Annotated in this window: 9 protein-coding genes and 1 pseudogene; 3 read left to right on the top strand and 7 right to left on the bottom strand. The window is 66.4% G+C overall.

The annotated features are described in order from the left end of the window. Nucleotides 1-6: 6 nt before the first annotated feature. The 6 genes from ACFOYX_RS08880 to ACFOYX_RS08855 form a co-directional block, all read right to left on the bottom strand. On the bottom strand, nt 7-3,012 hold the full coding sequence (locus tag ACFOYX_RS08880; protein ID WP_322442696.1) for a helicase-related protein: 3,006 nt from the start codon (nt 3,010-3,012) through the stop codon (nt 7-9). A 32-nt stretch (nt 3,013-3,044) separates the two neighbouring features. Further along, on the bottom strand, nt 3,045-4,127 hold the full coding sequence (locus ACFOYX_RS08875; protein WP_322442697.1) for a serine/threonine-protein kinase: 1,083 nt from the start codon (nt 4,125-4,127) through the stop codon (nt 3,045-3,047). Nucleotides 4,128-4,256: 129 nt separating this feature from the next. Continuing rightward, nucleotides 4,257-4,925, bottom strand: coding sequence for a 2'-5' RNA ligase family protein (locus tag ACFOYX_RS08870; RefSeq protein WP_322442698.1), 669 nt, complete (start codon nt 4,923-4,925; stop codon nt 4,257-4,259). Then, complete coding sequence (locus ACFOYX_RS08865; RefSeq protein WP_322442699.1) at nt 4,922-6,262, bottom strand: helix-turn-helix transcriptional regulator; 1,341 nt, start codon at nt 6,260-6,262, stop codon at nt 4,922-4,924. Before ACFOYX_RS08865 ends, ACFOYX_RS08870 begins: the two co-directional genes overlap by 4 nt. 248 nt (nt 6,263-6,510) lie before the next feature. After that, nucleotides 6,511-7,440 carry a phosphotransferase gene (locus ACFOYX_RS08860; RefSeq protein ID WP_322442700.1) on the bottom strand — a complete coding sequence of 310 codons (930 nt, stop codon included), beginning with the start codon at nt 7,438-7,440 and terminating at the stop codon, nt 6,511-6,513. Continuing rightward, nucleotides 7,437-8,024: a metal-dependent phosphohydrolase gene (locus tag ACFOYX_RS08855; protein ID WP_322442701.1), complete on the bottom strand. Its 588-nt coding sequence runs from the start codon at nt 8,022-8,024 to the stop codon at nt 7,437-7,439. Before ACFOYX_RS08855 ends, ACFOYX_RS08860 begins: the two co-directional genes overlap by 4 nt. Nucleotides 8,025-8,060: 36 nt before the next feature. Between ACFOYX_RS08855 and ACFOYX_RS08850 the strand changes: the two genes are divergently transcribed. Beyond that, nucleotides 8,061-8,507, top strand: coding sequence for a hypothetical protein (locus ACFOYX_RS08850; protein ID WP_322442702.1), 447 nt, complete (start codon nt 8,061-8,063; stop codon nt 8,505-8,507). Here ACFOYX_RS08850 and ACFOYX_RS08845 read toward each other — a convergent pair. Further along, complete coding sequence (locus ACFOYX_RS08845; protein ID WP_322442703.1) at nt 8,497-9,108, bottom strand: hypothetical protein; 612 nt, start codon at nt 9,106-9,108, stop codon at nt 8,497-8,499. The two genes, ACFOYX_RS08850 and ACFOYX_RS08845, sit on opposite strands and share 11 nt — an antisense overlap. Nucleotides 9,109-9,581: 473 nt before the next feature. Between ACFOYX_RS08845 and ACFOYX_RS08840 the strand changes: the two are divergent. Then, a pseudogene (locus tag ACFOYX_RS08840) lies at nt 9,582-10,989 on the top strand (APC family permease). A gap of 65 nt (nt 10,990-11,054) precedes the next feature. Continuing rightward, a complete protein-coding gene (locus ACFOYX_RS08835; RefSeq protein WP_377533871.1) occupies nt 11,055-11,996 on the top strand; it encodes an acetamidase/formamidase family protein in 942 nt (313 codons plus the stop codon). Nucleotide 11,997 lies beyond the last annotated feature (1 nt).

The raw sequence follows: 11,997 nt of genomic DNA, 5'->3' as shown, positions 1-11,997 counted from the left end.
GCCGTGTCACACGCTCCGTTCGGGGACGAGGACACCGACGACGCGGATCATCGGCTCGCCGTCGGTGGTGAGTTCGTCGATCAGCTGTCGAACCTTTGTCGCGGTGTGCCGTACGCGTTGTTCTTCCCGGCTCCGGACGGCGGTGAGGGTAAGTTGCTCGTAGCGTGCGCCGGTCGCGGCCTCCCACCGGCGAAGCTGCTCGCTGTAGGCGACCAGCGGAGCCATGAGTTTGTCCTCCTCGGCGCGACGGCGCTCGGCCATTTCGACCCGGGCCACTTCCACGGCCTTGGGGATCAACAATTCCAGCGCAGGCAGGTCACCTATGGGGCTCATCCGCATTGCCCGGTTGACCTTCGCATCGTGCAACACCTGGACGAACTCGCGCCCGTCGACCTGCATGCCGTCGGCGCGGTGGTGTAGGGCCAGCCAGGCGAGCACGGTCGGCTTACCCTGCCGGTTCGAGTACCGGCCGTTGACCAGGAACACCGGATCGGTGACATTGGCGGCGATGACCGGCGCGGTCAAGCGCCGGGCGTGGGTGGTGTCGGCTGATCTGCGGGCGAGGACCTTGTCGACCAGCCACTCTATGACCGGGTGCTGGTCGGTGAGGTAGGAGATGTCTGGCCAGCCGGACTCGGCGTACTTCTGCTCCCGGGTTGCCGGACCCCGGCGCTTGGCACGGTTACCGCTGTGTTTGCGGGCCAACTCTAGGCGGTTGGTGGCCACCTCGGCGGAGAAGGTCAGAGTCATCTGTTCTAGGACCCGCCGCTCGTCCAGATATGCCTGCGGCAGCACCTTGAGGCGGCGTTGTAGGTCCGCGAGGCGATGCCCGTCGCGGTTGAGATCGAATTCGAACGTATCCGGGTAGTCGGCGGCATCCAGCCAGGTCAGACCGATGGCTTCCGCTGGATTAGGGAACGCCTCGGCGAACGCGTCCTCGACGAACTCCCTTGTCGACCCGAACAGTCGGGGCGGCCGCACCGTGTCGTCGGGCCGACCTTGCTCCTCGCCTACCGTCTGGTCCTCGTCGAAGCCGCCGCCGGCCATGAAGATGTCATCGTCGTCGGTCGGCTCGTCAGGCACGACCTCGTTGATATCGCGTCCGGCCAGGAACGCTTCTTCGACGCTCATCTGCTCGGCGTCCTCGTCCCGCAGGCCCATCAATGCGGCGGCCTCTCCCAGGGTGCGGTGCGCGCTGTCTTCCTTGTTGGCCAGGACCTTCGACACCGATTCGTCGGCCTCGTGCTTCGGGTTGGCGGAGCGTTGCAACATCACCCGGATCTGCGGCGAGACGCGTTGGCCGTAGCGGTCAATGCGGCCGTTGCGCTGCTCGATGGTGATCAGCGACCAGGGAATGTCGTAGTGGACCAGCTGATGGCACTGCCGGTGCAGGTTGACGCCTTCCGCGGCGATGTCGCTGGTCAGCAGGATTCGTACGTCGCTGCTCTCCAGGGCGAAGTCTTTGACGATGCGTTGCTGATCCTCGTCGGCTTGACCGCCGTGTAGAACGCGCACCGGACCGGTGACGCCCTTCTGGCCTTGGGGCGCCGCGTCCTGTTGCTCGAAACCAAGCCGAGCCGAAAGCTGCCGGTGCAGCCAGTCGATCGTCTTACGGCGCTCAGAGAAAATCACCACCCGAGTTGGCGACTTCGGGCCGATACCGATCTTATCCACCAGCACCTCCACTAGAGCGGCAAGCTTGGCGGAGTCATCGTCAGTCACCCTGCCGGCCAGATCGGCGAGGCGCTGTAGAGCGGCGATCTCCTGAGCACGGGCAGGATTGCCCTCTCCGCGCTTGAGACGGCCCTCGACGGTCTCCAGCAGTGCCTTGTGGGAGGAGAGGAACGCCTTGAGCAAGGTAACCGGGAACAGTCGACTGCCCTTGCCTGTGACCGGGGGCGACTTCGCAACTGGCGGGGCGATCCAGGTCGCGTACAACTCGTCCAGGACCGCTTCCTCGGCCGGTGTCGCCCGGCAGTCGACGAACTGCGGTTTGGCGCGCTCCGCCCACTCTGCGCCGAGCTGCGCGGCCACATCGGGGGTCATCTTATGCCGCCGGACGTAAAGGCGCTGAAGCTGATCCCGGGTGGCACGCTTCTTGACGTCAACGATAGCGGTGGGATCGATAAGGCTGATCAGCTCGTTGAACGACTCGTCGTCGCCGTTGTGCGGGGTAGCCGATGCGAGGATGAACGCATGGGTGGTCGGCGCGAGCACCCGGGCCAGCTGGTTGTTCAGCGCCGTCTTGCTGATCAACTTGTGTGACTCGTCCATGACGACGGCATCCCACTGGACTCGGCGCAGCTGGTCCCGGTAGCGAGCGCTCTTCAGGGTGTCGATCGACGCGATCACCCGCTGGTAGTAGTCGAAGGGGTTACGTCCCGCTGGGAGCTTGCGCTGCATCCGGGCGACACCTGTGGAGTCCAGGCCTACCAACCCGATAGCGAAGCGGGTCCACAGCTCGTGCTGGAACTGCTCCAGGATGTGGCGGGGGGTTACCACCAGGATCCTGTCGCCGCGGCCTCGCCTGATCAGCTCCGAGAGCAGCAGCCCGATCTCCAGGGTCTTGCCGAGACCGACCGCGTCCGCGATCAACAGCCGAGGCCGTAGGTTCGCGAACGCGCGATTGGCCGGCTCTCGCTGATAGAGCAGGTCGTCAGCCAGGTGCGTACCGGCCGTCGCCAAGCGTCGTTCGCCCTGCGGGAGGGGCGTCTTGCGCAGGAGCGCCTCGATGAACAGGCGAGACCGGCGGAAGCCGGGCGACGTGTCGTGAATGAGCTGGGTGTCCTCCGCGCGCAGCGGCGTAACGGTGTCCAACGCGCGCGGGTGGTGAAAGAAGACCGCCGGTTGATCACGGACGAGCGGAGAGGTCCCGGTGACCACCAGCCGAGAACCATCCGGCGTACGGCTGACTTCGGTGACGAGCCACTCCTCGTCTCGTGCTAGCACCGTCATGCCCGAGGCGAACTGACACTCGTCGTCGCTATCCACGCTGACTATCGACTCGCTCATATAATCTTCCCGTTCAAGCGCACGCAGGTAGGTTATTGTCCGTAACTGTCTCGTCGGCGATCCACTACGTCCCGCCACCGAGCGACCCAGCCCGTGCTGAAATCCCTCCCAGCCGCCGACGCCCCGTCGCCTCCACCGGTGCCCCTGTGTGGTTCGTACGCCGCGGCACCGACACCGCTCCCACCGGTCGACACGAGGACGAACGTCGGCACCGGGACAGGCTCGGCCGCCCAAGCATCGACGAAATCTCGGATCTCGGGCGGCAGCGGCAATCCGGCCTCGCTGGCCAGCGGGACTGCAAAATCGGTCAGGTGATCGAGCGCAGTTCGGAACACCGTCAGCGCTGTTGGACGGTTCGCGGGGTCAGCCGCCAGACATGACTCGACCAGGTCGTAGAGCGATTCCGGCACGAGATCGAGGTTTGGAGGGAAGCCCGCCAGCCGGTCGTGAGGCATGACGCCGTCGAACGGCGTTCGGCCCGTCGTCACCCAGACGAGAACGGCACCCAGGGCGAACACGTCTGACTTCTCAGTTGCCTTCCTGGGGTCCAAGAGATGCTCATTCGCGCAGTACTCGGAGGAACCGAAGAAGCTTGGATCGACGGTGATCCCACCCCCTTCTGAGAAGCGGGAGATCCCGAAGTCGATGACCTTGATACCGGAGCCCTCCACGAGGATGTTCTGCGGTTTGAGATCGCGGTGCAAGATGCCCTTTGCATGGATTTCTGCGAGTGCCTCGCCCAACCCCGTAGCAAGCCACCACGCGGGAAGGACGTCGAATGCACCGTACTGATGGACCAGAGTGTGAAGCGGCGGGGCATGCACATACCTGGTCGCGAGCCAGGGCTGTTCGTCATGGCCGCCGGAGTCCAGCAGGGCCGCCGTGTGCAGGCCGGCCATTGTCTTGATCATTTCGATCTCGCGGAGGAAGCGCTTTCGCCACTGGGGCGATCCCGCATACTGAGAGGTGAAAATCTTGACTGCTGCTGGATCAGGCAGGTCTGGCCGGAAGCCGAGAAAGACGGTACCGAATCCGCCCTGGCCAAGCCGGTGGGTGAGGTGGAAGCCGCCACACTCTCTTGGATCCCCGGCCTGAAGGGGCTGCCAGGACACCATCCATGTACCCCCGTCAGGCCTAGCATCTCGGCTCGGATTGGCCGCGCTGCGGCCTACCTTACGAGGCTGCACCTAGGATCGAAAGGTCGGCGGCCCATGCTGAGGCACCCGTAGCACCTTCCTCAGGCCTCATGGTTGACCGAGTCTGACAGTGGCCACCGTGTCCCACCGGTAAACGCGATCTTCACGCCGCAGCGCGATGAGCGGGACCTCGGTGATCCTGACCGTTACGGGAGTAAGGTCCCGGACTTCCACCAGGCGTGCGCGGATCGGCTGGGTCGGTACCGAGTCGCCACTATAGGCGATCGTCACGTGCGGACGGAAGCCGTCAGCGGCCTCGGGCACGGTCGTCCAGACAGACCCGACGGCGTCGCGAATCGTGAGGCGCAGTTCCTCGACAGCATTCCAGGGCGCGACGAGGAGTCCGATGCCTTCGGCGTCCGGGTCGACCGGTCCGAGGGTCAGTTCGATCGACGCAAGAGCGGCGCACCGATTGCGGGCTTCGTCGATGATCCTGACTAAATCCTGTTGGTGGACCTCGTCGGTGAAGCCGAGTCCCTGCATGGTGAGGTGCAAGCCGTCCAGCGGTACCGGGTCAAGACCGGGAAGGGCGAGTTCCTTCTGCAGGCTGGTGACGAGGTCGTGCAGCGCGGTCTGGCCCTCGAAGGTCACGTGCCAGGTGTAGAAGCTGCGGTCGGGCCTCCAGCCCGGGCGCCAGTACCAGTGTTCAACGAGCTCGGGTAGACGCTGGTAGGCGTCCCATCGTTGCTGAAGGCTGTCGCGTTCCCGGCTGGTCATGGTGGCGATGGTAAGGCGGGCGGCGTCTGCTGTGCTGGGCTGCCGCGCTCCACGATGAGGTCCACGACGTGACATACCTCGGGCAAGGCGGCGAACGGCTGGGCTATCGCAAGGAACTGGCGGGCTCGCTGCCTGACCGATTCGAAGCGCTGATCCGCAGTAAGGGTCATCGCCTCGACGGCCAAGGTGCACGCCCTCTCGACCTCGGGCTGGTCTTGTTGAAGCGCGGCGGTAGCCAGATCGAGACGGCTGAGGGCTTGGGGTCCTCGGAGCGCGGCTTGGTCGAAGGCGTCCAACGCGTGGGTCAGATATCCGGTGACATTCTGCGGTGCTCCGATGGTGAGGTAGGCGGTCGCAGCGTTGGCGGCCGTCCTGGCATGACAGTAGGAACCGGTGGTCAGACTCGCGCTGACTTCCGCATCGGATGGACGAGCGTTCAGCAGGGTGAATGCTCGCTCCACGGCCTCGTCAACGCCGTAGCGGTCGCCGAGGCGGGCCAGCGCCCTGGCTTGTCCGTTGACGGCGAGGCGGATGCTGTGCGGGCCAGTGGGTGAGCGCCGGGCGCCGTCCTGGGCGTAGGCGAGTGCGTCGTGGTACGCGCCGGCGTAGTAGGCGATCAGGCTCTGCACCGCCCTCGCCCAGGCCTGTACGTCGGGCTGTCCCCCGGCATCTGCCAGCTCGAAGGCCTCGGCGCTGTAAGCGTGCGCTGGTCGGAAGGCACCCAGGTCGAGTGCGAGTGCCCCGAGCAGCCCGGACAGGTAGGAGGCGAGCGTATACAACCGGGCTCGTTGCGGGGGATGCTGCCGACCCGTCAGGAGGTGGTCGACGTAGTCTCGTAGCTGGCGCACCCGCGGAATCAGGATGCCGGGTGGGCATCGCTCGTTGTCCACGATGGCGCGCAGGACCCCGTCCTCGAGGTAACTCAACTTTGCTTCGTCTACGTTCGTTGAGGGGATACGTAGACGGCGCTCGTAGATCGCGTCCACGTCTTCCAGAGCGGCTCCGGCCGACAGGTCCGGCCTTTGCGCTGGCTCAGCGGTCGACAGTGCGCCGGTCGATTCGGATTTGGCTCGTACCGGTTGTCGGCTGCGTCGCCTCAGCGCATCTGCATGCTCATAGCCGGCAACGAGCTCTCCGCCGGCGCCAAGGACGTCGTCTACCCGACGCCAGAATCCGCGGTCGGCATGCTGGCTGCCGACCTCGATGTTGGCGATACTGCTACGGGTGTAACAGACGAGCGGGGCCAAGCTCTGCTGAGTGTGACCGGCCCCCTGCCGCCATCCGGCCAGTTGTCGACCGAGCTCCCGCCAGGCCGCCTGGACGTCCTCCTTGATCACCTCATCCTCCCGCGCCCCGCCGAATCACATCGATATTGGACCGCACATCTTCCCGCCGGACGGTCATGTCGATGTCAAGGAATTGTCAGAGCGTGCAGCGATCATTCCGACAACCATCTCGCCTTACCCGCATGCGACGCGGCCGCCCAGTGTTCGTCACTTCCGCGGACACGGCAGCACGCGCTGACTACATCGTCGGCGTCCACGCCGCCCTTTCGGGACGATTCCCTGGTCTATCAAATCGTGGATTACGACGACGTCAAGAGCGTGACGGCACCGGTGAGCTGGCGACGGATGATGGAGCGGTGCGCGTCGTCTGTCATGCGGCCGTGGTGCCTGGCGGCGGCGTGGGCGAGGAACCAGTGCGCGGCCCAGATGCGGTGCCAGCCCAGCGCCCACTGGTCTGCGGGAAGCCCGCCGCGACAACTCGCCGCATCTGGGTGGGCGCCGACGTGAATGTAGGCATGGATTAGTCGGTTCAGGCTCTGGGGCTTGGCAGGAGCACGGGTGCCGAACCAGGTGGCCAGGTCCAGCAGGCCTGGACCGTTGAATGCCTTGGCGAGGTCGAGGAGCCGCGTGCCGTCGGTACCGACGTGCAGGGATGTCGGGTGGAACTCGCCGTGGCATACGCCGAAGGGCGGTCGCTCGGCGCCGACCGCTCGGGTCCTGGCGAGGGGGGCCAGGCGCTGCAGGGCTCGCTTGATGTCCTTTGCGTTGAGGAAGCGACCCTCGCGTTGCAAGGCGGCGAGCGCGGCCAGCCCCCGTTCGGGCAAGCTCGTCAATGCTTCCTCGTCGAAGGTATCGAGGTACCCGAGGGACGGGATGGCGTGAAGCCGTACGGCCGCGGTCGCTGCGTCGTTTTCGGTCGCGAGCCGCACGGGTACGCCAAGGTCTTCTGTCAGCATGCCGAGCGTGTGGTCGCGCACTGCCCAGGCTTTTACTGCTACGACTGGGATGCCGTGACCGGCGAGGTTGATCAGGATGTCGGCTTCGGTCGTGAATGGCGTCACCGCGAACTTGAAGATCATACTGGCGCCGTTCGACAGGTGGAGTCGTTCGACTCCTGACAGTTCCCAGATTCTGATGACTTCTGAAGCTGTCATCGTCGAGCCGGTCTCAGCGAGCAGATGCTGACGGAGGACGTCGACAGTGGGTCGAGTCCACTGGGTCGTACTCATCGGGCCACCCTTGGAGGCAGGTTGGACTCGACCTGGTCGAGCAAGTTCAGAACTACGTCTAGCGCCGCGGACATGCCCACGGGCGTGTGGGCTCGGGCGGCTTGGCTGTATTCCCGGAAGTACGGAAGCAGGGCGACGAGCCGTGACCGCCTGGAGAAGAACTCGGTGACGTGACCACTGGCGCGGGCACGACGCAGTAGCGAGGTGAGGGCGACGATCTTGTCGGCTGTCGAGGCGAGCACGACGGCCAGGTCCCCGACGACGACTGGCGGATTGGGCTGGTCAAGCGCTTGATGCTCGGCTTGCAACGCGGCGATGATCCGAGGCACTTCGGGGCCGTAGGCCTCGGTCAGCGTCCGGTACAGCTCCTCGTGCGACGGCACGAAATCGGGCACATCGTGAAGAAGAGCCGCAGCGATCAGGTCGGGTGCCGGGGCGGGGATGTGTTCGCCGATGGTGACGGCGACGCGAACGGCGTGTGCGAGGGCGGGCTGGTCGTCGATGGTGTGGCCGGCGCACCAGCGTTGGGCATCTCGCAGCGCCTGGTTGACGAGCCGGGGGCGTGGATGGGATAAGACGGTCATACCCGGATACCTCCTGGTTGTCGTAGCATCGATGCCGTGACGGGTCCGCGGCCAGAGTGGTGTGAGCAGACCTGCGCGGTGTGCCCGGCGCAGGAACTGGGGCCAGGCCAGTTCGACGTGGTCGACCGACCCGGCCCCGAGTTCGCCTACGACAAGGACATCGGGTGGCGCGTCGCCCCGTCCGGGACCGCGGTGTGCGTCCACCCGTACCGGGTCGGGTTGCCTCCCGGCCGCTACGCCTCCGCCGGGGAGCCCCTCGCGGTTGAATCGGCTCGGCCGGCGCCGACAGCTGCCGCCCTTGAGCTGCCCACCGAGGTGGTCGACCTGGAAGGCTGGTTGGTAGCGGTTCTGCGCAACGCTGACCCGGACGCCATCTTCACCGCCGTGGCCCGCGCGGAGCGGCTCGCCGGCGAACGGTTCGACCCCCGGCAGGTCGTGGCCGCGATGCGCCGGGTGCTGTCGGTGGAGCTCGCTAACCGCTGACCGGCACTGCACTGACCGGCGAGATGGGCGCGTCGAAGTCGAAGTCGTGGCTGCTGCCGTCGCGCCCCAGCCCGGCCCGCTGGTAATGCGCGTTGAGAAAGGCCAGGCGGCGGGACACTTCCGAGGAGTCGAGCCAGTACCGCAGCGGCTGCTGACCCCAGCCGGCGGCGGCGTAGTAGACGTCAGTGATACACCCGCGGGTGTAGGTGAACTCCTCTAGCTCGGTGGCGTGCGGGAAGACCACCTGCAGGTCGCCCTGCATGCGGGACATGAGCGTGAACTGGGCCAGCACCGCGTGGATCATCTCGTCGACCGGCGCCGGCACGAGCAGCTCGGCGGCCTGCTCGTCGCCGCCAGAGAGCTCGAACACCGCGGCCTTGAGCGCTAGGACGCGCAGGGCCTCGATGAGCAGCGGTTCGGCGTCTCGCTCGAGGGACCAGCGGCTGATGGCCGGGTAGCCGGTGAACGTGGCCCAGCAGCTGGAGTACTTCATCGAGGAGCTGTGCAGCCGGTCGTACGCCGGGTGCTCCTCCATCCGATCGAGGATCTCGGCGGCGCACTGGCCGACCGCAGTGCACTCTGGCATGGTCTCCGAGGTCATGACCCTTCCCTTCTGATGACAGCGCCCGCGCCTTCGCGCCCGCTGGAGGGGATCACCGTCTCCGTCGCCTCGGGACGAGGCGATGCGATGACGCAATCAAGGGGACACCGTCGCTAAGTGTGTCGATAAGGGTTGTCGGTGGGTTCCGACAATCCAGCGACATCCATGCCAGGGAGGGACCGCGCCCGCCTGAGACGGTCTGAGGCGTCGGGCGCGGTTTTCCCAGAATTGAACAGGGGGTTCGTGCGGCTCAACGTCAAGCCCTCTGCAGGGGCGTTCGGTCGGACTCGCAGTCGTGTCAGCGGACTGTCGCGATCAGCGGCGCACTCTTACCGACATCGGTCCAGATCTCATTGAGTGGTGTCGTAGCCGGCGTCAGGACCTCGTCCTGGTCGGCGTAGCCGAAGCACCTTCGGTTCCGGCTCATGACCGACACATGTCCCCTTGCAGTGTCACAGATGAGAGGTTCGTTGATGTACGACCCTGACGAGCTGTTGCGATACGGCTACCAGCAGGAGCTGAGCCGGCAGCTGCGGTTCCGCGATCTGTTGGCGTTCGGCCTGGTCTACATGGTGCCGATCGCGCCGATGGCGATCTTCGGCAGCGTGTACGCCGCCTCGGGCGGGATGGTGGCCCTGGCCTACGCGATCGGGGTGGCCGCGCTGGTGTTCACGGCCTTCTCCTACGCCCAGATGGTCAAAGCGTTCCCCATGTCGGGCAGCGTCTACAACTATGCTGGCCGTGGCGTCCATCCTGCGGTTGGCTTCCTCGCCGGCTGGGTGATCCTCCTCGACTACGTCCTAGTGCCCGGGCTGCTGTACCTCGTCGCGTCGGTGGCGATGCACGCGACCGTGCCGTCGGTGCCGCTTTGGGTGTGGCTGCTCGGGTTCGTCGCCGTCAACACAGTGGTCAACTCGGTCGGGATCCGACTGACGGCGGCGGTCACCCGGGTGATGCTCGTCGGCGAGGTGATCATCCTGGCGATCTTCCTCGTCGTGGCCGTAGCGGCGGTGACCTCCGGCAAGGGCCGCTTCAGCTGGGACGCGTTCTACAACCCGCAGACCTTCACCTGGTCGCTCATCGCCGGGGCGGTGTCGGTGGCGGTGTTGTCGTTCCTCGGCTTCGACGGGATATCCATGCTCGCCGAGGAAACCCGCGACGGTTCCCGGCAGATCGGCCGGGCGATGGCCGCTGTTCTCGTCCTCGCCGGGGTGCTGTTCATCGCCCAGACGTGGCTGGCCGCGATGCTGGTTCCCGACCCTCCCGGGCTCCTCGCCGCGAGCGACCCGAACGGCACCGCCTTCTACGACGCCGCGAGCGCCGCCGGCGGGAGCTGGCTGGTCATGCTGTGCGCGGTCGCGACCGCGATCGCGTGGGGGCTGCCGAACTCGATGGTCGCGCAGGTCGCCACCAGCCGTCTGCTGTACGCGATGGCCCGTGACCGGCAGCTACCAGGCTTCCTGGCGAAGGTGTCTCTGCGGCGGAGCGTCCCGATCAACGCCACTCTGCTCACCGGCGCGGTGTCCCTCACCCTTGGCCTGTACGTGGCCACCCGCGCCGACGGCATCACCCTGCTGTCGTCGCTGATCAATTTCGGGGGCGATGGTGGCGTTCCTGGTCCTGCACGTCTCTGTCGTCGTGCATCACCTCATCCGCCGCCGAAGCCGCAACTGGTGGGCGCATCTCGTCATGCCGTCGTTGGGGTTCGTGGTCCTCGCCTACGTGGTGGTCAACGCCAACATTGCTGCCCAGCGTCTGGGCCTGGCCTGGCTCGCCCTTGGCGTGCTCGTCCTCGCCGGCCTGTATGCCGCCGGCCGCCGGCCAGTGCTGTCCGGGCTGGCGCCGGTTCAGCCGCTGCGGCGTGGCGTGGAGCGGGTGTGAGTGCCGTGGACAAAATCGTGTATCGGCCGGCCCGCGACGAGCTGGCCTACACCTTCGGCGGCCGGATGCCGGTAGCGCATCTGCGCTCCGGTGACGTGCTGCAGGTCTTCACCGAGGACTGCTTCGGCGGACTCGTCCGCGGGCCGGCGGATTTGCCCTCACAGGTATGCCGTATGCCTTACCTCAACCCGGTGTCGGGGCCGTTCTTCGTCGAAGACGCTGAGCCCGGCGACACCCTCGCCGTCCACGTTGTCTCCATCGTTCCGGCCCGGGACTGGGGAATCTCGGCGGCCTTCCCCCATTTCGGGGCGCTGACCTCCACCACGCACACCGCCACCCTCCAGCCGCCCCTCGAGGAGCGGGTATGGGTGTACGGGATCGACCGGCAGGCGGGCACCGTGCGGTTCGAAGCGACGGACAGCGACCACACCATCGACCTGCCACTCGACCCGATGATCGGCACGATCGGCGTCGCCCCCGGCGGATTCGAAGCCCGCTCCGCCCTCGTCCCCGACACCCACGGCGGCAACCTCGACACCCCGCAGCTGCGCGCCGGCACCACCCTCTACCTCGGGGTCAACGTGCACGGGGCGATGCTCGCCCTCGGCGACGCCCACGCCCGCCAAGGCGAAGGCGAAGCCTGCGGCGCCGGCATCGAGGTCGCCGCCACCATCACCTTCATCGTTGACGTCGTCAAAGACGAACCCACGCCGTGGCCGCGGCTGGAAACCGGCACGTCGATCATGTCCGTGGGATGCGCCCGACCCCTCGAAGACGCCTACCGCATCGCCCACCACGATCTCGTGACCTGGGCCAGCACACTCACCGGACTGAACGTCCTGGACGCCTACCAGCTTGTCTCCCAGATCGGACGGGCACTCATCGGCAACGTCTGCGACCCGAACTACGTCATCGTCGCCGTAGCCGACAAGGCGCTGCCCGCAGCCCGGGCTCCGTACGGCGGCATGCACGAGCGGATGCGCCAACTCGCCACCGGGCAGCGGTAGG

It is taken from the genome of Micromonospora sp. GCM10011541 (genome assembly GCF_042650725.1).
Classification (GTDB): domain Bacteria; phylum Actinomycetota; class Actinomycetes; order Mycobacteriales; family Micromonosporaceae; genus Micromonospora; species Micromonospora sicca.
This window is presented reverse-complemented; position numbering and strand designations above follow the sequence as displayed.